Origin of the sequence: Neobacillus cucumis, assembly GCF_002860255.1 — a bacterium.
GTDB lineage: Bacteria > Bacillota > Bacilli > Bacillales > Cytobacillaceae > Neobacillus > Neobacillus cucumis_A.
Genome location: NZ_PGVE01000090.1, coordinates 20052 through 43276, shown reverse-complemented (window position 1 = coordinate 43276; position 23225 = coordinate 20052). Strand labels below are relative to the sequence as shown.

Below are 23225 nucleotides of genomic sequence, written 5' to 3'. Positions count from 1 at the left end.
CTTAAAATATGAATAGACTAAAGAACAGATGTTCGATATTTAAACAGTGAGGGAAAAAGTCATGATTGATTACAGCGCAATGCCCAAAAATAAAATTTTATGTGTGGACATGAAGAGTTTTTATGCAAGCTGTGCCGCTGTTATGGAAGGTCTTGACCCTTTGAATTGTTACTTAGCTGTAGTGGGGGAGAAAAAGCGGCAGGGAAGTATTGTGCTTGCGGCTTCACCGTGCTTAAAAAAAGAGTTTGGCATTAAAACGGGTTCACGCTTGTTTGAAATTCCAGATGACCCCAAGATTAAAATTGTCGAACCGAAAATGGCCACTTATTTACGAATTTCAACTGAAATTACCCGTGTGTTTAACCGCTATGTTCCAAAGGAAGCGATCCATGTCTATAGTGTCGATGAAAGTTTTATTAGAGTGGATAGTGCCGTTCATTTGTGGGGCGACGCCTGTACCATTGCGGAAAAAATAAAAAAGGATATTGAGCGGGAATTTCAGCTGCCTTGTTCCATTGGAATTGGACCTAATATGTTATTAGCAAAGCTTTGCCTTGACCTTGATGCTAAGAAAAAAGGTGTGGCGGAATGGACTTATGAAGATGTTCAGAAAAAACTTTGGAACGTCTCACCACTTCGAGAAATGTGGGGAATTGGCAGACGTGTCGAAAAGACATTAAATAGCATGGGGATTTTCACTGTGGGCCACCTGGCCCGTTATGATTTAGAAAAGCTGGAAAAGAAGTTTGGAATTATGGGAAACCAGCTTTATTATCATGCCTGGGGAGTAGATCTATCCGATTTAGGAGCACCGATTATTCAAGGGCAAATCAGTTTTGGAAAGAGTCAAATTTTGTTAAGGGATTATAAAGAGGAGCAAGAGATTAAGGCTGTGATGTTAGAAATATGTGAGGAGGTTGCCCGAAGAACACGAACGCATCGGAAGGCAGGAAGAACGATTAGCCTCGGAGTTGGATATAGTCAAGATGAATTTGGCGGCGGGTTTCATCGTTCTCGAACAATCAGCCAGCCCACAAATGTAACAATGGAGCTCTACCGTGTCTGCCTCGAATTATTTAATGAACATTATAGCGGTAAAACAGTAAGGCAAATTTCAATCGCCATTGGAAATATTGTTGATGATCGGGAACTGCAGCTTGATTTGTTTGACATGGGTGCGTCTAAGAGGAGGGAACTTGGCTATGTGGTGGATTCCATCCGAAGACGTTTCGGATCTGGTTCCTTGCTTCGGGCTGTATCTTATACGGCTGCCGGAACCGCTAAACATCGAGCCACACTAGTCGGGGGGCATAAAATGTAAATGAAAGAAGGAAATACCTATGATTCGCGACCGCGGAAAAATCAAATGGACATCCATGATGCTTCCTGAGCACGTAAAGCTGCTTAGGGATTGGGTAAAAGAAGATCAATACGAAACGAAAAGAGAGATGGATGAGCAGCAGTTGGAGTTGATGAACGAGACAATATCTGAAGCAATTGAGTTTAACCAGTTTGTTACAATCACCTATTATCAGAATCGTAAATATGAAATGGTCATCGGCAAAATCCATTATTGGGATGAATTGACGCAAAAGCTTCACGTAATTGATCACTTTGAGGAAGTACACCGAATACCGATTACAGATATTGCTGATATCCGGTTAACTGATAATATAAAATAAAAGAGCGGCTCGGGTAATCTGGCACCCATGTCAAGGACATATGAAAAAAAGAGTTAAGATGCTAAGAGATGATTCCTATACTGAATAGGGGTCATCTTTTTTAAATTCCATTGATAACGATAATTGTTATAGTAAACCATGTAATGATTTATTTTCGCTTTTAGTTCCTCTAATGATTTACAGGACTGATAGTTGACTTCATCCTTTAAATGGCCAAAGAATGACTCCATCGGGGCATTATCCCAACAATTTCCCCTTCTAGACATTGATTGTCCTAACTTATGTTTCTTTAACAATTTCTGATATTTTGGGCTTGTGTAATGGCTCCCTTGATCCGAATGGATAAATGCCTTCGAATGTAAGTTGATTTTCTTATTTTTCATTAGTTTATCGATTGTTTTTGTGGCGATATCTAAAGTGATACGATCTGAAACATGATAAGCCAAAAGCTCATTGGTTGAGGCATCTTTTATGGCTGACAAATAAGCCATATCTTTTCCGTTATATGGCAAGTAGGTAATATCCGTTAATAGTACTTTTCCTGGAATTCCTTGTTTAAACTCTCTGTTTAATTTGTTTGAAACCACCTGGTGTTCTTTTGTCGCTTTTGCTATTTTTTTATATGGATTTGCTTTTCTATGGGGACAAATGATCTCATACTTGTTCATAATTCTTTGTATCTTTTTTCTGCTAATTTCAAAGTCGTATTCATTGTTTAAGATCATTTTGATGGAACGTGATCCTTTCTTATAGCCACGTCGATTAAACGCTTTCATTATTATTTCTTTTGCTTCTAAGTCCTTTTGTTCTCTTTCAAACCGGCTGTCCGCAGCTTTTAGGTAACTATAATATCCAGACCGAGACACCCCTAAAAGATCACAAAAATACCTTGTCATTCGCTTAAACTGATTTTGTTCTATGGTTTCATGAATCAACTGAAAAATATTATTTGTTTCGAGATTTTGACTTTTGCTTCGCAGCCTCCTTTCTGTCGTTTCTAGCTTTTTTAAGAGTTCTACTTGTCCTTCCAGTAACTTAATTCTTGCTTCCTGTCTCTCTATAATTTCTGCTTGAGTCAGTTCTCGCTTCAAAGGCCTGCCGGAGGCTGTTTTTCGAGCGTCTGAAAGTCCAATTAGCCCATTTTTTTCATAAGCTTTTTTCCACCTATGTGCAGATTGTTCGATCCGTTTAATACCTAAAATATTTATATCGAAACCATTCTCCTCAAAGATTTGTCTAGGGAGTTTACCTGCCAGATATTCGTCCATAAATTTATTTTTGAAATCATCTGTATATGTAATAGCTAAACTACTTACACGGTGTACATTTGGGTTTTTTTGAAGTATTTTTATTTCTTTAGAAGAAAATGTTATTTTACTCATAGTTGTGTCGTTCCCCTAATCCCCATATCTTGATATATAAGTATATAAAAAAATACCTAGAGATGAAACACTCTTTTTCAAGTGTCCTATCTCTAGGTACCATATTAGGGAAGCCGCCCATTTTCTTTAATCTTCCTTACTCACTCTAACTTGTGAATCAAATTTCCCTTTATGAGAGCCATCGCAAAACGGCTTATTATTAGAAAGACCGCAGCGGCATAGAGAAAAGGATGGTTTAGTTGTATAAACATTGCCTTCCCCATCAAGTAATTCTACATCACCGGTAATTCTTAATGAACCATTATCATTGACCCTGATTTGAACCTTTGACATAATAAGCACCCCTTAAAATATTCGTTCTAACATTGAGGATAAATGGAATTCTAAGGAAAATCAATCAATAACTAGTTAATCAAGTTAAAATTTTTAGCTTGGAAGTGGGTGGTCAACATATTTTTGCAGAAATTCATCAATCACTCGTTCATAATCAGCCCGATTTTCATTAAACGACTGGGCATGACGTCCATTCTCCGCAATATAAAGCATTTTGGGGCCCTTTTTTTGCTCAAATAAGTCCTTAGACATGGATGGAAGAATAAAATCATCTTTTTTACTATGGATAAACAAGACGGGATGCTTAATATTTTCAATAACTGAAATCGGTGAAATATGCCGGATCGAATATTTGTCACGAAGGCGTAAAAATGCATCTCCAATTGGCAGTAAAAGGCCGGGAATTAACTTAAAATCTTTTTTTATCAGATAGGCAAGCTGTTCCTTGAAGTCAGAAAAAGGACAGTCGGCGATATAAAAATCGGCCCCATCTTCCAATAGTCCGGCATATAAAAGCATTGTGGCAGCACCCATCGATTCACCATGAATTCCTAGTTCAATAGGAGGACCTATCTCAGTTTTAAGCCAGTCAACAACGGTTTTTAGATCAAATTTTTCATAATGGCCAAAACTCGTCGTTTTTCCGCCCGATTCTCCATGGCGGCGATGATCGTAAATTAAGGTATTAAAGCCACGTTCTAAGAAAAGGTTTGCATATTTAATGGAGTTAATTTTGGTTTCTGTCACACCATGAGAAATAATTACATACCGATTCGTCTGGTGTGGTTCGACAAGAAGTGCTTTAATGGTATAACCAAACGGTGAGGGTATGTCCACGTCCCGCTTTGGAAGTGCCTTAAATTCCTCAGGATTATATCTGCCCGCTTCTTTTTCACGCATTAAAATCAATTTCTCGTCCTTCTTTTTCATATACATCAGACGGTTAGTAAAATACAAACCAAGAGATACCCAGAAAAACAATAAAACAAAAAGAGTTCGAAATGCCTTTTTCAAATTGGCGCCCCCCACAGGAATAAGGTATTAATAAAATATGTAAAACGCCTAAACCATGCCCATAAATTAACAGATTTAATTTTAACATAAAAAAAGCCGCTGACACCAATGAGCGGCTTAAGGTATATAGGGCACTTCCGCTTTTCATGAGATAAGAAATTGTAATAATTGACTTTGAAAATTGTCCAGCTCCAGCGCCCAGCGACTAGTATACTTCGCTAAACGGGCGCTTCCGCTTTTCTTATTGCTCTGAATTTTGTCTTTTTGCGGGGTGGAGGGCTTTTTCCATTTCTTCTGCAGCAATCATTCTTTTGCCGCCGCCTGCGGTATCCGCATAATTTTTTCCGCTTTGACTATTTCCTTTCTCACGCTTCTGGCTCATATTTTAGTCTCCCTTCATATTAGTCTCAATTATTAAGATGGTTGAGGAGGAGACAGATTATTCATAAGATTTATCTAGACAGTTTGAGCATGAAGGCGGTAGTAGCCAGTCTCGATTTTCCTTGATAAATAAGGAATAACAACGTCAATAGCAGCCATCAGTTTATCCAGATCCACACCAGTAGCAATCCCCATTCGTTCAAGCATATAAACTACGTCCTCGGTTGCTGCATTTCCAGCCGCTCCGGGTGCAAACGGACAGCCGCCCAGTCCCCCGGCAGATGTATCAAATCGGTCAATTCCCGCTTGGAGGGCAGCAAGAATATTGGCAAGGGCAAGCTTGCGTGTATCATGAAAATGAGCGGTTAAAAGGGTCTGAGGAAACTCCGCTTTTAATTGAGAAAAAAGAGAATAAGACTCATTGGGTGCCGCCATTCCAATCGTATCAGCAACACTTAATTCATCAACCCCGGCATGAACAAATTCATGGCAAAGTTCTAGAGTATCCTTCGGGCTTATTTTTCCTTCATATGGGCAATAGAAAGCTGTAGAAATACAGGCACGAACAAAATAATTATTTAATTTTAGTTCACGGATAACCGGCTTTAATTCAGCTAAACTGTCCCCTGTAGATTTATTGATGTTCTTTAAATTAAAGCTATTACTAACGCCGACAAAGACGGCAACAGCCTGACAATCAGTCGAAAAAATCCGATCAACTCCTCTTCGGTTAGGTGCAAGAACAATGTTTCTCGTTTTATCATCAAGGCAATCAGTTGTAATTTCAGCAGCATCTCCCATTTGGGGCACCCATTTCGGTGATACGAATGAAGTCAGCTCCATTTCTTGAAGTCCGGCACTCCTTAAACTGGAAATAAATTGTTTTTTAATTTCAGTAGGGACCAACAACTTTTCATTTTGAAGCCCATCACGTGGACCTACCTCGATAATCGTCACTTTTTTAGGTAAATTAAACATCATTTTCCCCCTCCAAGGTTCATACCTTCATTGTAGCGGTGGGATTTTCTGAAAAGCAAGAGTTAATAGAATTTTGACAAAATTAGAGGAATTTTTTATCTGAAAATAGAAATAGTAAATGGTTAAGTAGTAGAAAAGCTTGTTTTTAGCTTGTAATAAAACAAAATGTAAGGGGAGAGAGAAAAGATGAAGAAACTATGCACATCCTTTCAGGATGCAGTTGCCGATATCCAGGATGGAGCAACATTGATGGTTGGCGGATTTGGTTTATGCGGCATTCCAGAAAATTTGATATTAGCCCTGGCTGAAAAGGGTGTAAAGGACCTAACAGTCATTTCAAATAACTGCGGAATAGATGAATGGGGGTTAGGTCTGCTTTTAAATAATAAACAAATAAAAAAAATGATTGGCTCCTATGTAGGTGAAAATAAAGAGTTTGAAAGACAGGTTTTAACTGGAGAATTGGAAGTAGAGCTAACCCCACAAGGAACATTGGCTGAAAAAATACGAGCGGGCGGGGCAGGAATCCCAGCCTTTTATACTCCTGCTGGGGTAGGAACACCTATTGCTGAGGGGAAAGAGACAAAGACGTTTAATGGCCGAGAATACCTGTTAGAGGAAGCGCTTACAGCTGATTTTAGTCTAATAAGGGCTTGGAAAGGTGATAGGATGGGGAATCTTGTTTACCATAAAACAGCCCGTAACTTTAATCCAATGATTGCAGCGGCTGGAAAAATAACAATTGCAGAGGTAGAAACTCTTTATGAAATAGGTGAGTTAGATCCTAATTTTATCCATACACCAAGTATTTATGTTCAAGCCATTATTGAAGGGAAACAGGAAAAGCGGATTGAAAGATTAACCGTAAAAAAATAGAGAGAGGGAAGGGAGTAATAGCTATGGTAAATGATAAAGCCAATGTCAGAGAACGTATTGCAATTAGAGCAGAAAAAGAAATAGAAAATGGCTTTTACGTCAATCTAGGGATCGGTATGCCAACCCTCGTTGCGAACTATATTACAGATAATAAACAAGTGGTTTTACAATCAGAAAACGGTCTTCTCGGTATAGGACCTTACCCACGTGAAGAAGATGTAGATCCTGATTTAATAAATGCAGGAAAAGAGACAGTCACAGCCATTAGCGGGGCTGCTTATTTTGATAGTGCTGAATCGTTTGCCATGATTCGTGGGGGACATGTAAATTTAGCGATTCTCGGAGGAATGGAAGTATCGGAACAAGGAGATTTGGCCAACTGGATGATTCCAGGAAAAATGATTAAGGGAATGGGCGGTGCTATGGATCTTGTCCATGGCGCCCAGAAGATTATTGTCATTATGGAACACGTTAATAAAAAAGGTGAATCAAAGATATTAAAACAATGCACGTTACCGCTAACTGGAAAAGGGGTAGTGAACCGTATTATCACTGAGCGTGCAGTGATGGATGTTACGGATTCCGGGTTAAGACTAGTAGAAGTGGCTAGCGGGTATACAGTTGAGGAAGTTGTAAATTCCACGGATGCCACATTACATGTAGATGAAAATGTTAAATTAGAGGCTTATTAACAGTAAAAACAGGCTGAGTAAAGTCCAGCCTGTTTTTTTATACTAAGTGCTTTTTTAGTAATGTTATAATAGAATAGGATTTTATTTATGGAGGAGTTTAGAATGAAAAAACAAAAAAGACAAACCAATCAATCTAAACCAAAAAAGGAAGATACAGGTTTAACACTGAAAGATTTAATTAATTCAGACTTAATGAAGCAGTTAAAGGAACAGCAGAATCAGCTAAAGGCTGAAGAAGATAGAAAAAAAGAAGAGGAAGAACAAAGAAAACGAGAAGAAAGAAGATTAAAAGAAAAGAACAAATCATTTGAGGAACTATTAAATGAAAGTGCTATGAACTGGAAGGAATTTAAATAACAGGAGAGCCACAGCTCCCCTGTTTTTATCTATGTTCCAAATAGGTACTTGCCTTGGTCATTTCTTTGATAATTGATACTTCCTCGACAGTTAAAGCCTTGCTTCTTACAGCAGCCGCATTGCTCTTAATTTGTTCCGGGCTGCTCGCTCCGGCTACAACGGAGGCAACAGCAGGGTTTGCCAAATTATATTGTAGAGCGACCTCTGTAAACGACCGAGAAGGAGCCACCTTTTCTTTTAACTGCGGTAAAATATCTGATAAGTCTTCGTAATTGTAATCCAAATAGCCTTTTTCAGATGCCTTGTTCAGCAGCTGATCGCTCAAGAGCCCTTTAGCAAGCGGTCCGCGTGTGACAACGCCGATTCCATGTTCATGTAAAAGTGGTAAAGCTTCTTCTTCTGGTCTGCGGTCCAAAATACTGTATTGCATCATAACAGACACAATACTAGATTTTTTTATATATTCACGGATGACATTTGGTCGAATGGATGAGATGCCATAGTAGCGAATAAATCCTTCTGCTTTTAATTCTTCAAACGCTTCAATCGTTTCATCAATAGGGTCTTCCATGGTTCCGCCATGTAGTTGATATAAATCGACATAGTCAGTCCCTAGACGTTTTAAACTATTTTTTACTTCTTCTTTAATATAGGATTTCGAAGCATCCCAAGTCCAGCCGGATTTATCCGGTTTCGGGCGGTTACCCACCTTTGTTGCAAGAATTACCTTTTCACGTACAGATTTTAATGCTTGGCCGACAATTCTTTCATTTTCACCAAAATCATAGAGGTCAGCTGTATCAAAATAGTTAATACCTTCCTCAAGTGCGGTCTCGATTATATTTCTGGCTGCTTTTTCCTCTGTACCAATGGACATACAGCCGAGACCCAATTCCGAAACATACAATTCTGAATGACCTAGTCTTCTTTTTTTCAAAAGTATCCCCCCTGTCCTTTATCTACAATATTAATAAAGAAAAGGGCATACTACAAATGGGAGCTACTTTTTTTGTGAAACATCCTGAACCCAATTGGTAACTAAACCATACTCTTTGTTATACTCCTTTAATTTTTGCACGATTTCCCAGGCCTTGCCTACAAGAGTGATTCCCTGCTCATGAATATACATTTTCATTTCCATACTCCTCCAATTAAAGTATGGTAAAATGTATGCGTAAGTTTTTACGGAATAGAACAGGAGTTGACGATAATGGACAACCTTATAGAGAAAACAATTAAAAGTGAAGAAATATTTTCAGGAAGAATCATCAGCCTTCATCTACAGGATGTCGAGCTGCCGAATGGAAAACAATCCAAACGTGAAATAATTAAACACCCAGGCGCTGTGGCTGTCATCGCTGTGACAGACGATAATAAGGTCGTTATGGTTGAACAATATCGGAAAGCATTGGAGAGAACGATTGTGGAAATTCCTGCTGGTAAACTCGAAAAAGGGGAAGAACCTGAAATTTGTGCAAGAAGAGAATTAGAAGAAGAAACGGGATATGTGTGCAGCAGTTTGGAACTAGTAACATCATTCTATACCTCACCAGGTTTTGCCGATGAAATTGTTCATGTGTATTTAGCAAAAGGACTTATCAAAAAAGAGGACGCTGCTAGTCTTGACGAAGATGAGTTTGTGAATCTGGAAGAAATAAGTCTCGACGAGGCGAAGGAATACATAACAAACCAGAAAATTTTTGATGCCAAAACCATTTTTGCCGTTCAATATCTACAATTACAAGAGGCGTTGAAGCATAAATGAATCGCTATTATGTAGATTTGCACATACATATTGGCCGGACATGGACAGGTAAGCCGGTCAAAATTACGGGTGCTAAATCACTAACGTTTACCAATATAATTGAACATGCCAGACATGAAAAGGGACTTAATATGGTAGGAATCATTGACAGTCATTCTCCTGAAGTGATTTTGGAAATGGAAAGCCTAATACGCAGCGGGGAAATTAATGAACATCCTGATGGCGGTTTGGTTTTTGGAGATTTAACCGTTATTCCTGGTTCTGAATTAGAGATTTATGATGAACAGTCCAATGGCCCTATCCATCTTCTTTGTTATTTCCCGAATCTTTCAATTATGCGGGAGTTTTCTTCTTGGCTTTCGGAACATTTAAAAAATATTCAGCTAAGTTCACAACGGGTTTATGTAACAGGTTTAATCCTGCAAAAAAAGGTTAAAGAATTAGGTGGCATTTTCATTCCTGCCCATGTGTTTACTCCCTTTAAGAGTCTTTATGGCAAGGGGGTTAAAAGGTCGCTGACTGAGGTATTAGACCCAGATTTAATTGATGGAATTGAACTTGGATTAAGTTCAGATACACACATGGCGGACCAGTTAGGTGAGCTTCATCAATATACGTTTGTAACCAATTCTGACGCACATTCGCTGGCAAAAATCGCCCGTGAATATCAAGTAATCGCAATGAAAGAGCCGACATTTTTAGAATTGCAAAAAGCATTAAAAAGAGAGGACGACAGGTATATCATTGCCAATTATGGTCTGGACCCCTTATTGGGTAAGTACCATAAAACCGTTTGTACAGAATGTTTAACTCCACTTGGTCATGACAATCAACCATGTAATCAGTGCGGAGGCAGTAAAATTATTAAAGGAGTAGCGGATCGAATCCTAGAGTTAAAGACTGCTGATTCAAGTCCTCCAGGGCGTCCGCCGTATGTCCATCAAGTCCCCCTGGAGTTTATCCCGGGATTAGGGCCGCGTCTATTGGAAAAGTTAGTCAATCATTTTGGCAGTGAAATGGCCATCCTGCATGAAGTTCCATATAGAGCTTTAGCCGAAGTAGTACCTGTCAAAATTGCTGATCTTATTATGAAGGCAAGAGACGGCAGCATAAACCTTGCAGCCGGAGGCGGTGGGAAATATGGAAAAATTGCAGACCAATAGTAATCATACCCGGCAGCGGCGAGACTGCCGGTTTTTTGTCATGTTCATATCTTTAATTATTTTGTAAATCTATTAAAAAATTTTTCGTCATAGAATAACTAGACTAGCATAAACTTTAATAACCGAGCCTTAGATAGTAGGAGGAAATTAAAGATGAAAAAACGATTGTACCAGTCAGATGCCGCCAGTTATTTTCGCGAACATTCCTCAATCTTTTTATTTATAGTTGTATTATTTTTAATGGGGGTAATTTTTGGGGCGATTGTGGTTAATAGCATGAGCATTACTCAAAAGGAAGATTTATTCTATTATTTATCACAATTTTTCGGTCAAGTTTCCGACGGAACAGTAACAGAGGATAACGATTTATTTTTGCAAAGCTTTATGCATAACAGTAAATTTATTGGTCTTATGTGGATTCTAGGGATTTCAATTATAGGACTTCCTATAATATTGATTCTCTTATTTCTTAAAGGAATGGTTGTAGGTTTTACTGTTGGATTTTTGGTAAGTCAAATGGGTTGGAAAGGCTTTATGTTAGCATTTGCGTCTATTCTTCCGCAAAATCTGATTATTATTCCTGTATTTATATTGATGGCTGCATTCTCAGTGATTTTTTCAATTAGAATGATTAAACGGCAATTTTTGAAGAAATATGCTCAACCCATTATGCCATTTTTTAAGCGCTATATTGTGGCTTTAATAGCAGCCGTTCTCTTCATTTCAGTAGCTTCAGGAATAGAGGCCTATTTATCACCATGGTTAATGAAAAGTATTATAAGTTCGATTATGTTAAAATAATTATTATTTAATATAAATTATAAATTCTTATTTATAATAATTTTATTTTGAATCTCTTTGCTCATCTGTTATAATGAGAATTAACAGTGGCGAGGGAGGGCCTTCAGGATGGAAACTAGATTAGAGAGAATTAAGAAACAGCTGCATTCAGCGAGTTATAAATTAACTCCCCAAAGAGAAGCAACTGTTCGGGTTTTGTTAGAAAATGAAGAGGATCATTTAAGTGCAGAAGATGTGTACCTCCTCGTAAAAGAAAAATCGCCTGAGATAGGTTTAGCAACTGTTTATCGAACATTAGAATTACTAACAGAGTTGAAAATTGTCGATAAGATAAATTTTGGTGATGGAGTCTCACGCTATGACCTTCGCCAGGAAGGTGCAGCACATTTCCACCACCATCTGGTTTGTATTGAATGCGGTGCTGTTGATGAGATTCAGGAGGATTTACTAGAAGATGTGGAAGCTGTTGTTGAGCAGAGATGGAATTTTAAGATAAAGGACCATCGCCTTACTTTTCATGGAATTTGCCACAGGTGTATTGATAAAGAACAATCAGATGAGAAAACAGAATAATATAAAACCCAAAGTCCCTTTCACTGAAAAGGACTTTTTCTTTTGTCTTTAGAAACAGAGCAGGTATAAATTTTATCTAATTTGGCATACCTTTTAATAGATAATCAGTAATTGGGGGATGTTAAATGGTCTCTTTTCTTAAAGTAGCGCTTCAGACATTAAAAGTATTTATCATTTTCACTGGGTGCACGATTCTCTTTTATTATGGTATCATGTGGGTATCTGAAGAATATCAAAATTATCATCGCTATGATGAACCGGAAGGAACTGCTTTAAAAGTTTCGAGCACAGTGAAAGAAAACAGTTCATCAATAATCGATAGGCTGATGTTGTTTTATTTAAATGGGGAGTAATCGTGATGGAAGACCAATTAAAAAGTTTTTTGGATTATTTAATAGTAGAAAAAGGGTTGGCTAAGAATACGATTATTTCGTATGAACGGGATTTAAAGAGCTACCTTCACTATCTAAAAAGTGTGGAAGTAATCCATACATTAAAAGAGATTCAGCGAATTCATATTATTCATTTTTTAAATTTTTTAAAGGACCAAAAGAAGTCCTCAAAAACGATAGCAAGACATATTGCATCTATTCGAGCATTTCATCAGTTTTTATTAAGAGAAAAGGCAGCTGAACAGGACCCTTCTGTTTTAATAGAAATACCTAAACTAGAAAGGGCTCTTCCGAAGGTTTTGAGCTTAATGGAAGTAGAAAAGCTGCTTAATGCACCTAACCCGAATGATCACTTTGGTTTAAGGGACAAGGCTATGCTTGAACTCCTTTACGCAACAGGGATCCGCGTAAGTGAATTAATAGGACTGGAGATAGAAGATATTCATTTAACACTTGGATTTATAAGGTGTGTTGGAACTGGCAATAGGGAACGGATTATTCCAATAGGGAAAACTGCCTTAGCAGCAATTAAGCAATATATAGAAAATGGTAGACCCCTTTTTGTTAAAGAGAAGCACAAGGACGATGCGTTTTTCTTAAATCATCAGGGGCACCGGTTAACAAGACAGGGTTTTTGGAAAATTTTAAAGAAACTAGCACAAGAAGCGGGAATCGATAAGGAACTAACGCCTCATACCCTTCGCCATTCTTTTGCTACACATTTGCTTGAGAATGGTGCTGATTTAAGGGCCGTTCAAGAGATGTTAGGACATGCAGACATTTCAACAACTCAAATCTATACAAACATATCGAAATCAAAGATAAGGGATGTATATAGTAAGTTCCATCCCAGAGCTTAATAGAATGATAGCAATTTAAAAAAAACAAATTCACAAAAGTGTAAAAGTCGTTCTGAATTTAACGGCTTTTTTTCTTGTGTTTTCAAAAACTTAGAGTAAAATAAAGATGTCAGACTTCTGACGAATAATTTGTTCGTTCACTTTCATAAACCTATTTTTAAGCGGACAACCTATAATTGTCTCTATCTAGGTTGCAAACGTTTTCTATGTCAAAGGAGGTAAGTGTATGACAGTAACTACATACAAACGTATATTTATTATCGTTATGGATTCGGTTGGAATCGGGGAAGCACCTGATGCTGAGAAGTTCGGTGACAAAGGTGCAGATACATTTGGTCATATTGCAGAAAGAATGAACGGTCTAAATATGCCTAATATGGGTAAATTAGGTTTAAGTAATATACGTGAGATTAAAGGAATAAGTAAAGCAGACAAGCCGTTAGCCTACTATGCAAAAATGAAGGAAGCCTCTAACGGGAAGGATACAATGACTGGGCATTGGGAGATTATGGGACTAAATATCCAAACACCATTCCGCGTGTTTCCAGATGGTTTCCCAGATGAGCTAATTACTGAATTAGAAAAACGAACAGGCAGGAAAATAATTGGAAATAAACCTGCGAGTGGGACTGAAATATTAGATGAGCTTGGTGAACAGCATATAAAAACAGGAGCATTGATCGTTTATACGTCAGCTGATTCTGTTCTTCAAATTGCAGCGCATGAAGAGATTGTCCCGCTAGAAGAGTTATATAACATATGTAAAATTGCGCGTGAATTAACACTTGATGAAAAATACATGGTAGGTCGAGTGATTGCGCGCCCATTCTTAGGTGAACCTGGGAACTTTAAGCGCACAGCAAACCGTCATGATTATGCCTTAAAACCATTTGATCGAACCGTAATGAGCGAATTGAAAGACGCAGGATTCGATGTAATCGCTATTGGGAAAATTTCTGATATTTATGATGGAGAAGGGGTAACAAAATCTCTTAGAACAGTATCCAATATGGATGGTATGGATAAGCTTGTGGAAACGTTTGATATGGATTTCACAGGGATTAGCTTTTTAAATTTGGTTGATTTTGATGCATTATATGGTCACCGCCGTGATCCAGAAGGCTATGGAAAAGCGCTTGAGGAATATGATGCCCGCCTGCCTGAAGTGTTTGCAAAAATGAAAGATGATGATTTGTTAATGATTACAGCTGACCACGGAAATGACCCAGTTGCTCCAGGGACAGACCATACACGTGAATATGTTCCATTACTTGTATATTCTAAGAAAATGAATGCAGGCAAGGAACTTCCATTACGTGAAACATTTGCAGACCTTGGTGCGACCGTTGCTGAAAACTTCAATGTTAAGATGCCTAACTATGGTAAAAGCTTCTTAAATGAACTGAAATGAAATAAGGAGAGGAAAAAATGAACATTGAAAGCATCCAAAATGCAGCTCAATTCTTAAAAGAAAAATATCAAAATGCACCTAAATTAGGCCTTATCTTAGGTTCAGGACTAGGTGTATTAGCGGATGAAATTGAAAATCCTGTTAAAATACCATATAACCAAATCCCTGATTTCCCTATTTCTACGGTTGAAGGTCATGCTGGACAACTTGTATTCGGTTTGTTAAATGGAGTAGAGGTTGTAGCCATGCAAGGAAGATTTCATTTCTATGAAGGTTACAGTATGGATAAAGTGACATTTCCCGTTCGTGTGATGAAGGAAATGGGTGTGGAAGTATTAATTGTCACCAACGCTGCAGGCGGCGTTAATGAAAGTTTTTCCCCTGGTGATTTAATGATTATAACGGATCATATTAATAATATGGGAACAAATCCACTGATAGGACCTAATGATGCTAAGCTTGGAGTCCGATTCCCTGATTTGTCTGAGGCGTACTCTAAAGAATTAAGAAGAATGGCAAAAGATATTGCCGGCCGATTAAACCTAAATGTTAAAGAAGGTATATACTTTGGAAATCCAGGCCCTGTTTATGAAACACCGGCAGAAATCCGAATGATCCGTGTTTTAGGAGGAGATGCAGTGGGGATGTCTACTGTCCCCGAGGTAATTGTGGCTCGTCATAGTGGGATTAAGGTTCTTGGGATTTCCTGTATCTCAAACATGGCTGCAGGTATCCTTGATCAGCCATTAACCCATGATGAAGTCATCGAAACAACAGAAAAAGTAAAAGCCGACTTCCTTTTATATATTAAAGAAATTGTTAAAGTAATTGGACAATAAGATAAAGCTCCTTTAAATAATGGGGTTCAATTTGATCATAAAAATGTGGTGATAACGAATGAGAATGGTTGACTTAATAGAAAAAAAGAGAGATGGGCTCGAATTATCTACCGAAGAGATTACCTTTGTCGTAAACGGCTATACGGACGGTTCTATTCCGGATTACCAGGTAAGTGCTTTAACGATGGCTATCTATTTTAAAGGGATGACTGAAAAGGAAAGAGCTGATTTAACCATGGCAATGGTTGAATCTGGTGACCAAATTGATTTATCCAAAATCGAGGGAATAAAGGTGGATAAACACTCAACTGGCGGTGTCGGTGACACAACGACGCTTGTTTTAGGTCCTCTAGTGGCAGCTGTAGGAGTCCCGATTGCAAAGATGTCTGGACGGGGTTTAGGTCATACAGGTGGAACAATCGATAAATTAGAAGCAGTTAAAGGCTTTCATGTTGAAATAGAAAATGAAGAATTCATAGAATTAGTAAATAAGAATAAAATTGCTGTTATCGGACAGAGTGGAAATCTAACTCCTGCAGACAAAAAACTTTATGCATTACGTGATGTTACGGCAACCGTCGACAGTATCCCGCTTATTGCAAGTTCTATTATGAGTAAAAAGATTGCAGCAGGGGCTGACGCCATCGTTCTTGATGTTAAGACTGGAGCCGGTGCATTTATGAAGACACTGGATGATTCAAGAGAATTGGCAAAGGCAATGGTACGAATCGGAAATAATGTAGGCCGAAGAACGATGGCTGTTATCTCAGATATGAGCCAGCCGCTTGGATATGCCATTGGAAATGCTCTTGAAGTAAAAGAGGCGATTGATACCTTAAAAGGAGAAGGTCCGGAGGATTTAACTGAACTGTGTTTAACTCTTGGCAGCCATATGGTTTATTTAGCTGAAAAAGCAAGTTCATTAGAAGAGGCTCGTCATAAACTTGATACCGCAATTAAGGATGGTACTGCACTAGAAAAATTAAAAGTCTTTTTGAGTTCTCAAGGCGGGGATGCCTCTATTGTTGATAATCCTTCCAAAATGCCTCAGGCAAAATATACGTTTGAACTTGAAGCAAAAGAAGATGGCTATATAGCCGAAATAGTTGCAGATGAAGTGGGAACGGCAGCCATGATCCTCGGTGCCGGAAGGGCCACAAAAGAATCAACCATTGATCTTGCTGTCGGCCTAGTATTACGAAAGAAAATCGGCGACCAAGTGAAACAAGGAGAATCTTTAGTCACCATCTACAGCAATTTTGAAAATGTAGATGAAGTAAAAGAGAAGCTTTATGAAAATATTAAGATTTCATCACAAAAGATTGACGCACCAATCCTCATTCATGGAGAAATAACAGAATAAAAACCAGGGTGACAGGCACCATGTGAAATTTTCACATGGTGCCTGTCACCCTTATTTATTTAGTCAGCTTATTTAATTTGGTTTTATAGGAAATAATTGTATAAAGAAAAGGAATCTGGAAAAAATGGATACTATAAAGAATGGAGGGTTATGGGAATGAAACGATTTGTCTCTTTCATTGTGACATCTTTTTTACTAACTAGTTTATGGATTCCATCTGCTTTTGCTGCTGAAGAGAAAAAAGATACTGATATTGTCAGCAATGTTAAATCCGCAGTTTTAATTGAACGAGACACAGGCACAGTCCTTTATGAAAAGAATAGTAACGAAGAACTGCCGCCTGCGAGTATGACCAAAATTATGACGATGCTCCTCATTATGGAGGCCATAGACGAAGGCAAACTATCCTGGAATGAAAAAGTAAGAACAAGTGAGTATGCAGCCTCCATGGGCGGTTCGCAGATCTTTCTTGAACCAGGTGAAGAAATGACCACCAAGGAAATGTTAAGAGGAATTGCCATTGGTTCGGGAAATGATGCATCTGTGGCAATGGCAGAAAGAATAGCAGGTTCTGAAGATGCGTTTGTCGATATGATGAATGCAAAAGCGAAAGAGCTGGGATTAAAGCATACATTCTTTAAAAATACAACCGGACTTCCGGTCAGCGGTCATTATAGCACAGCATCTGATATGGCTATCATGGCAAAAGAACTGCTTAAATATGAAGGTATTACAAAATTTACAGGCATGTACGAAGCCTACCTTCGTGAAAATACTGACAAAAAATTCTGGCTGGTTAATACTAATAAATTAGTCCGCTTCTATCCTGGCGTAGATGGATTAAAAACCGGTTTTACTGCAGAGGCAAAGTACTGCTTAACAGCGACAGCCCAAAAAGATGGCATGCGTGTCATTGCTGTTGTTTTTGGTGCGCCGACCTCCAAGGAAAGAAATGCACAAGTGACTAAATTGCTTAACTATGCCTTTGCCCAATATCAAACACATCCAATGTTTAAAAGAAATCAAACCATTGGGCTGGCCAAAGTAAGTAAGGGCAAGGAAAAGACTATTGAAGCAGTTACTAGTGAACCGATTTCTATCCTGACAAAAAAGGGCGAAAAAACCCAGGATGTTAAGCAAAGAATCACTTTACAGAAAAAGATTAAGGCTCCTATTACAAAAGGCGACCAAGTTGGAACAATACAGCTTGTTAAGAATGGAAAAGTCATTCTTGAAAGTCCATTGGTAGCAAGTAAGAGTGTGAAAGAAGCAGGATGGTGGACGCTTTATAAACGTGCGTTTGGGATGTTTACAAAGTCAGGTAAATAGGACGTTGCCCCTTTAAGAAAAAATATCTTTTAACCATTATGTCGAAACTTCAAACTACAAAACTAATTTTAGCGAAATAGGACTAGTTTTGTATGTATAGAAGGATATTTCCATTAAAAAAGCGAATTGACTCACTATACCAGATTAAGGAGGCCGGGAATAGTGAGTCTTAACATTGAGATGGAAACAAAACATGATGTTTTATGCATCCGCTTAAGCGGGGAGCTTGATCATCACACAGCAGATGAACTTCGCGAACAAGCTACAGCAGTTATTGAAAAAAATGATATACGGCATATTGTGTTAAATCTAGAACAACTAACTTTTATGGATAGTTCAGGGCTAGGGGTTATCTTAGGTAGATACAAACAAATAAAACAGGTGCACGGAGAAATGGTAGTTTGTGCGATTTCCCCTGCAATACAGAGATTATTCGATATGTCTGGTTTATTTAAAATCATCAAAATGGAACCGACAGAGGAATTTGCATTGCAAAGATTGGGGGTGGCCTGAGTGAAGAATGAGATGAATCTTCAATTCAGTGCTTTAAGTCAAAATGAGTCATTTGCCCGTGTAACTGTTGCTGCTTTTATTGCTCAGCTGGATCCTACAATGGATGAACTGACTGAGATTAAAACAGTCGTATCAGAGGCTGTAACTAATGCGATTATTCATGGTTATGAAAATGATCCTAGCGGGATTGTCTATATTAATGTAACGATTGAAGACAGTCTCATAGACATGACAATTAAAGATGTTGGTTTAGGTATAGCAGATGTGGAGGAAGCTCGTCAGCCATTATTTACAACAAAGCCGGATTTAGAACGTTCCGGTATGGGTTTCACCATCATGGAAAATTTCATGGATGAGGTAGAGGTTCATTCACAGCCAGGCAGCGGAACCGAGGTTAGATTACGGAAGCATTTAAAACTTAACAAAATGCTTTGCAATTAAGGAGACTTGCCGATGGATGTGGAGGTCAAGAACGATAAAAGTCAAACATACTTAAAAGATCATGAAGTAAAAGAGCTCATTAAAAAGAGCCAAGCTGGAGATCAAGAATCAAGAGATTTAATCGTTGAAAAAAATATGCGTCTTGTCTGGTCTGTTGTCCAGCGGTTTCTAAACAGGGGTTATGACCCGGATGATTTATTCCAAATTGGTTGTATTGGATTATTAAAATCTGTTGATAAGTTTGATCTATCCTATGATGTCAAATTTTCCACTTATGCAGTGCCGATGATTATTGGTGAGATTCAACGTTTCATCCGTGACGACGGGACCGTTAAGGTTAGCCGCTCATTGAAAGAAATGGGGAACAGAATCCGAAAAGCAAAGGATGAATTATCAAAAACGCTGGGAAGAATACCGACTGTAAATGAAATTTCAGCTCATCTAGAACTACCACCCGAGGATGTAATCCTTGCACAAGAAGCAAGCAGGACACCATCATCTATTCACGAAACGGTTTATGAAAATGATGGAGATCCAATCACATTACTTGACCAAATTGATGACGGTAATGAAGGGAAATGGTTTGATAAAATTGCATTAAAAGAAGCAATCCGAGAGTTAGATGAACGGGAAAGATTGATTGTTTATTTGCGATATTATAAAGATCAAACCCAATCTGAGGTGGCAGTGAGGCTGGGAATTTCTCAGGTACAGGTTTCAAGACTTGAAAAAAAAATACTACAACAAATGAAGGACCGTATGGATCTCTGATCCATACGGTTTTTCATTTTCTTACATGAAAGGACTTGAAATTATCCATACTATTGATGAGGAAATCATTGTGTGGGAAGTGAATGTTTTGGAAAAAACAATCTACATTCGCATGCGGCACCGTGTTCATGTCCGACCAGAAGAGAAAATCCTTTTAAAGGATGTTGCCCAAATTATTGCCCCAGAAGCGGTCCTATCAAAATTAAAATTAATGACGATTTATCAGGTTACGGAAAGGGATCAAAATATTATCGTCATCGATGTCATGAAGGTTATTCAAAAAATTACCACAATGTTTGAAGATGCGGATGTCCAATCCATTGGTCCCGCTCAGACAATTGTCGAAGTGGTTTTTAAGAAAAAGAAGGTTTCACTGCCTATCTTTATCCTAATATGGTTTTTAATGTTTTTTGGTTCGGCCATGACCATCATGAATTTTCATGATGATGTCAGTATGAGAAGCGTTCAGGAAAAAATATACACCATTATTACTGAAAAAAAAGCAGATAAACCATTGCTTTTTCAGATTCCTTATTCAATTGGTCTCGGTCTTGGAATGATTCTTTTTTTTAATCATGTGTTCAAACATCGTTTAAATGAAGAACCCAGTCCACTTGAGGTAGAGATCTTTAATTATCAGCTTGATTTAGATAATTATGTTGTCATTCATGAAAATAAAGAAAGTATGAAGCATATCAATGATGATTAAAATCTTGATGGTTATCTTTATAGGGCTTGCAAGTGGATTGATGGTTGGTGCAGGTTTTGTTGCATTTTTAACAGTCTTAGGGATTATCCCAAGGCTAACACAGCTTTCTAAATCATTAAGTATGATTCAATATTACGAATGGGCAGTAGTATTGGGGGTCCTTGTGGGCGTGTTTGCCAGCTTACGGGACCCGGGGCTTCATATCTCATCCTATTTCTTAATTCCCCTTGGACTAACCGGAGGAGTATTTGTTGGAATGCTGGCAGCTGGATTAACTGAAGTGGTAAATGTTTTTCCAATCCTTGCCAAAAGGATTCGGCTAGATGGACAAATTATTATTTTAATAATGGCTATCGTATTAGGAAAAATTTTCGGGTCAATCTTTCAATGGCTTTACTTTATTCATCATTAAAAAAGCGGTAAGGATTGACCCAATAGGTATGACGGCAGAGTTTCTAAGTCAATAACTCTTTAATTAGGAAGGACATCAAAGTATGAGTATTCGGAGGCGCGTCATTTTGATTACTGACGGTGATGAATATGCAAAAAGGGCTGTTGAATATGTAGCCAAAGAGATAGGTGGGCGTTGTATTACCAGTTCCTATGGAAATCCTTCCAAATTAACGGGGCCGGAAATTGTTAGATTAATAAAAAAGACACCACACGATCCCGTTTTAGTAATGTTTGATGACAGCGGTATCGTGGGTGAAGGTGCTGGAGAAGAAGCTTTAAAATATGTTGCTACGCATAAAGATATAGAAGTTTTAGGAGCCATTGCGGTTGCAGCAAGGTCTAGACATGAGGAATGGACACGAGTGGACGTAAGCATTGATCGTGATGGAGTCTTAACTCCCTATGGTGTTGATAAGTATGGAATACAAGAATTAGAAATAGGGAGGATAAATGGTGATACGGTTTATTGTTTAGATGAATTAGATATCCCCCTTATCGTAGGAGTGGGTGATATCGGAAAAATGGCACGGCACGACTCTTACAAGTTGGGTGCACCGATAACCAAAAAAGCTGTAGAACTTATACTTGAAAGGAGTGGCTTTCATGTCAAGGAGCAATGAGCAAAAATGGCCAATCCCTGAATCAGTGAATGAAATAGAGAATTATATGAAACAAAGAGTTGGGCTGGGCATAAGCTTTGACTTAGGCGTTAGAAAGCTGAAAGTTCTCAAAAAAGATGTCCAAATTTATTACTGTAATGGTCTATGTGATACTCGTTATATCATTGAATTAATAGAAGAACTCGTCCAAATAAATGATCATGAAAAACAAACATTGGACATCTATAAACTCATTTATAATCGGCTTCTCAATCAATCCGTCCAACCTATTCATCAATTAGATGAACTTGTTGATTTAGTACTCTCAGGCCAAATTGTCGTTGTAATTGAAGGGGAAAATACGGCATTAGCCGTTGATGTAAGGAGCTATCCTGGCAGGTCTCCTCAAGAACCGGATACTGAGAAGGTTGTCCGTGGTTCACGTGATGGATTTGTAGAAAATATCATCCTAAATACTGCTCTTACAAGAAGAAGAATCCGTGATGAGAGACTCCGCTTTGAAATGATTAAAGTAGGAGAAAGATCAAAAACAGATGTGGCAATCGGCTATTTAGAGGATGTCGCTGACCCGGATTTACTTAATATTCTTAGAAAAGAAATAAAGGCAATTCAAGTGGATGGGATACCAATGGGGGATAAGACCATTGAGGAATTTATCGTCAAACAGGGGTGGAATCCTTTTCCAATGGTAAGATATACAGAAAGAGCGGACGTGGCCGCTGCACATATATTAGAAGGTCATGTCATTATTTATTGTGATACATCACCAAGCGTCATCATTACACCGACAACGTTTTTTCATCATGTTCAGCATGCGGAAGAATTTCGAGAATCCCCAGCAATGGGTACTTTTGTAAGATGGACAAGATTTCTAGGAATCCTAGCTTCCATTTTATTGCTGCCGTTATGGCTGCTATTTGTAATGGAACCGTCCCTATTACCTGAAAAAATTGCCTTTATTGGACCGAACGAACAAACGAATATCCCGGTAGTAGTCCAATTGATATTAGCTGATTTTGGTATCGAATTTTTAAGAATGGCCGCTATACATACTCCAACCCCATTATCAACAGCCATGGGCTTAATTGCTGCTGTATTGATTGGACAAATTGCTATTGATGTTGGGCTTTTTGTACCAGAGGTTATCCTTTATGTGGCCGTAGCAGGTATAGGTACCTTTACCACTCCAAGTTATGAGTTAGGAGTAGCAAACAAGATTGCCAGATTGATTCTAATGATCCTGGTAGCCCTATTCCATACACCAGGGTTTATCGTCGGCAGTACATTAATGTTTTTATTTGTTGTAAGAATGCGGGCTTTCAACACACCATATTTTTGGCCGTTTCTTCCTTTCGAACCAAAGGGATTTATGCAAATTCTCGTACGTCGTGCCATTCCAGGCTCCTTGCTAAGGCCAAGTATCGTACGGCCGAGAAATCGTTTCCGTCAACCGCCTGGTGCAAATAGGAAATAGATGAATGCTTGTTTTATAATTGCAGTTTTTTTTAAGTTATGCTAAAGTTATTT

The 23225-nt window shown here is 38.3% G+C and carries 29 protein-coding genes; 22 read left to right on the top strand and 7 right to left on the bottom strand.

From position 1 onward, the window contains the following. Positions 1–61: 61 nt before the first annotated feature. Together CVD27_RS23620 and CVD27_RS23615 are read left to right on the top strand one after the other, a co-directional pair. Positions 62–1321, top strand: a complete 1260-nt coding sequence (locus CVD27_RS23620) for a Y-family DNA polymerase (RefSeq protein ID WP_101651025.1) — start codon at positions 62–64, stop codon at positions 1319–1321. Between the two features lie 19 nt (positions 1322–1340). After that, on the top strand, positions 1341–1682 hold the full coding sequence (locus tag CVD27_RS23615; protein WP_101651023.1) for a YolD-like family protein: 342 nt from the start codon (positions 1341–1343) through the stop codon (positions 1680–1682). Positions 1683–1735: 53 nt separating this feature from the next. Here CVD27_RS23615 and CVD27_RS23610 read toward each other — a convergent pair whose 3' ends face one another. The 5 genes from CVD27_RS23610 to CVD27_RS23595 all read right to left on the bottom strand — a co-directional run bounded on the left by CVD27_RS23610 (position 1736) and on the right by CVD27_RS23595 (position 5773). Further along, complete coding sequence (locus tag CVD27_RS23610; protein ID WP_101651021.1) at positions 1736–3064, bottom strand: IS3 family transposase; 1329 nt, start codon at positions 3062–3064, stop codon at positions 1736–1738. 126 nt (positions 3065–3190) lie between these two features. Further along, entirely contained in the window at positions 3191–3397 is a 207-nt protein-coding gene (locus CVD27_RS23605) for a CDGSH iron-sulfur domain-containing protein (RefSeq protein ID WP_101651019.1), read from the bottom strand. A gap of 93 nt (positions 3398–3490) precedes the next feature. Beyond that, positions 3491–4411, bottom strand: a complete 921-nt coding sequence (locus CVD27_RS23600; RefSeq protein ID WP_101651018.1) for an alpha/beta hydrolase — start codon at positions 4409–4411, stop codon at positions 3491–3493. 241 nt (positions 4412–4652) lie between these two features. Next, positions 4653–4793, bottom strand: coding sequence for a hypothetical protein (locus CVD27_RS28380; protein ID WP_180960417.1), 141 nt, complete (start codon positions 4791–4793; stop codon positions 4653–4655). Positions 4794–4867: 74 nt separating this feature from the next. Then, positions 4868–5773 (bottom strand): hydroxymethylglutaryl-CoA lyase, encoded by a 906-nt coding sequence (locus CVD27_RS23595; RefSeq protein WP_101651016.1) that lies wholly within the window; start codon positions 5771–5773, stop codon positions 4868–4870. A 183-nt stretch (positions 5774–5956) separates the two neighbouring features. Between CVD27_RS23595 and CVD27_RS23590 the strand changes: the two genes are divergently transcribed. The 3 genes from CVD27_RS23590 (at position 5957) to CVD27_RS23580 (ending at position 7695) form a co-directional block, all read left to right on the top strand. Beyond that, on the top strand, positions 5957–6646 hold the full coding sequence (locus tag CVD27_RS23590) for a CoA transferase subunit A (protein ID WP_101651013.1): 690 nt from the start codon (positions 5957–5959) through the stop codon (positions 6644–6646). Between the two features lie 23 nt (positions 6647–6669). After that, positions 6670–7338 carry a CoA transferase subunit B gene (locus CVD27_RS23585; RefSeq protein WP_101651011.1) on the top strand — a complete coding sequence of 223 codons (669 nt, stop codon included), beginning with the start codon at positions 6670–6672 and terminating at the stop codon, positions 7336–7338. Positions 7339–7440: 102 nt separating this feature from the next. After that, positions 7441–7695, top strand: a complete 255-nt coding sequence (locus CVD27_RS23580) for a YqkE family protein (protein ID WP_101651009.1) — start codon at positions 7441–7443, stop codon at positions 7693–7695. A gap of 25 nt (positions 7696–7720) precedes the next feature. On the opposite strand, the gene CVD27_RS23575 is transcribed toward CVD27_RS23580, so the two are convergent. Next, positions 7721–8632: an aldo/keto reductase gene (locus CVD27_RS23575; protein WP_101651007.1), complete on the bottom strand. Its 912-nt coding sequence runs from the start codon at positions 8630–8632 to the stop codon at positions 7721–7723. Between the two features lie 63 nt (positions 8633–8695). Continuing rightward, complete coding sequence (mciZ, locus tag CVD27_RS23570; RefSeq protein WP_101651005.1) at positions 8696–8830, bottom strand: Z-ring formation inhibitor MciZ; 135 nt, start codon at positions 8828–8830, stop codon at positions 8696–8698. Between the two features lie 75 nt (positions 8831–8905). Between mciZ and CVD27_RS23565 the strand changes: the two genes are divergently transcribed. From CVD27_RS23565 to CVD27_RS23485, 17 genes are all read left to right on the top strand, one after another. Next, positions 8906–9460 (top strand): NUDIX hydrolase, encoded by a 555-nt coding sequence (locus CVD27_RS23565; RefSeq protein ID WP_101651003.1) that lies wholly within the window; start codon positions 8906–8908, stop codon positions 9458–9460. After that, positions 9457–10623, top strand: a complete 1167-nt coding sequence (locus CVD27_RS23560; protein ID WP_101651001.1) for an endonuclease Q family protein — start codon at positions 9457–9459, stop codon at positions 10621–10623. Before CVD27_RS23565 ends, CVD27_RS23560 begins: the two co-directional genes overlap by 4 nt. 153 nt (positions 10624–10776) lie before the next feature. Beyond that, entirely contained in the window at positions 10777–11424 is a 648-nt protein-coding gene (gene spoIIM, locus CVD27_RS23555; RefSeq protein ID WP_101650999.1) for a stage II sporulation protein M, read from the top strand. Between the two features lie 108 nt (positions 11425–11532). Further along, a complete protein-coding gene (fur, locus tag CVD27_RS23550) occupies positions 11533–11997 on the top strand; it encodes a ferric iron uptake transcriptional regulator (RefSeq protein WP_101650997.1) in 465 nt (154 codons plus the stop codon). A 125-nt stretch (positions 11998–12122) separates the two neighbouring features. After that, on the top strand, positions 12123–12350 hold the full coding sequence (locus CVD27_RS23545; RefSeq protein WP_101650996.1) for a YqzK family protein: 228 nt from the start codon (positions 12123–12125) through the stop codon (positions 12348–12350). A 5-nt stretch (positions 12351–12355) separates the two neighbouring features. Further along, on the top strand, positions 12356–13249 hold the full coding sequence (gene xerD / locus CVD27_RS23540) for a site-specific tyrosine recombinase XerD (protein WP_101650994.1): 894 nt from the start codon (positions 12356–12358) through the stop codon (positions 13247–13249). Positions 13250–13475: 226 nt separating this feature from the next. Beyond that, positions 13476–14660 (top strand): phosphopentomutase, encoded by a 1185-nt coding sequence (gene deoB, locus CVD27_RS23535; RefSeq protein WP_101650992.1) that lies wholly within the window; start codon positions 13476–13478, stop codon positions 14658–14660. 17 nt (positions 14661–14677) lie between these two features. Then, positions 14678–15499 (top strand): purine-nucleoside phosphorylase, encoded by an 822-nt coding sequence (locus CVD27_RS23530; RefSeq protein ID WP_101650990.1) that lies wholly within the window; start codon positions 14678–14680, stop codon positions 15497–15499. A gap of 58 nt (positions 15500–15557) precedes the next feature. Next, positions 15558–16862, top strand: coding sequence for a pyrimidine-nucleoside phosphorylase (locus CVD27_RS23525; RefSeq protein ID WP_101650988.1), 1305 nt, complete (start codon positions 15558–15560; stop codon positions 16860–16862). Positions 16863–17018: 156 nt separating this feature from the next. Continuing rightward, positions 17019–18191 (top strand): D-alanyl-D-alanine carboxypeptidase family protein, encoded by a 1173-nt coding sequence (locus CVD27_RS23520; RefSeq protein ID WP_101650986.1) that lies wholly within the window; start codon positions 17019–17021, stop codon positions 18189–18191. A gap of 162 nt (positions 18192–18353) precedes the next feature. Further along, on the top strand, positions 18354–18704 hold the full coding sequence (gene spoIIAA, locus CVD27_RS23515; protein ID WP_101650984.1) for an anti-sigma F factor antagonist: 351 nt from the start codon (positions 18354–18356) through the stop codon (positions 18702–18704). After that, positions 18705–19145, top strand: coding sequence for an anti-sigma F factor (gene spoIIAB, locus CVD27_RS23510; protein WP_101650982.1), 441 nt, complete (start codon positions 18705–18707; stop codon positions 19143–19145). Positions 19146–19157: 12 nt separating this feature from the next. After that, the gene (gene sigF, locus CVD27_RS23505) at positions 19158–19916 is read left to right on the top strand and encodes an RNA polymerase sporulation sigma factor SigF (protein WP_101650980.1); all 759 of its coding nucleotides are present in this window, start codon (positions 19158–19160) and stop codon (positions 19914–19916) included. An 88-nt stretch (positions 19917–20004) separates the two neighbouring features. Beyond that, positions 20005–20625: a stage V sporulation protein AA gene (locus CVD27_RS23500; protein WP_101651268.1), complete on the top strand. Its 621-nt coding sequence runs from the start codon at positions 20005–20007 to the stop codon at positions 20623–20625. After that, entirely contained in the window at positions 20615–21037 is a 423-nt protein-coding gene (locus CVD27_RS23495; protein WP_101650977.1) for a stage V sporulation protein AB, read from the top strand. The genes CVD27_RS23500 and CVD27_RS23495 overlap by 11 nt, the downstream gene beginning before the upstream one ends. An 82-nt stretch (positions 21038–21119) precedes the next feature. Further along, positions 21120–21698 carry a stage V sporulation protein AE gene (locus tag CVD27_RS23490; RefSeq protein ID WP_101650974.1) on the top strand — a complete coding sequence of 193 codons (579 nt, stop codon included), beginning with the start codon at positions 21120–21122 and terminating at the stop codon, positions 21696–21698. Beyond that, positions 21682–23172 carry a spore germination protein gene (locus CVD27_RS23485; RefSeq protein WP_101650972.1) on the top strand — a complete coding sequence of 497 codons (1491 nt, stop codon included), beginning with the start codon at positions 21682–21684 and terminating at the stop codon, positions 23170–23172. Before CVD27_RS23490 ends, CVD27_RS23485 begins: the two co-directional genes overlap by 17 nt. Positions 23173–23225: the final 53 nt, after the last annotated feature.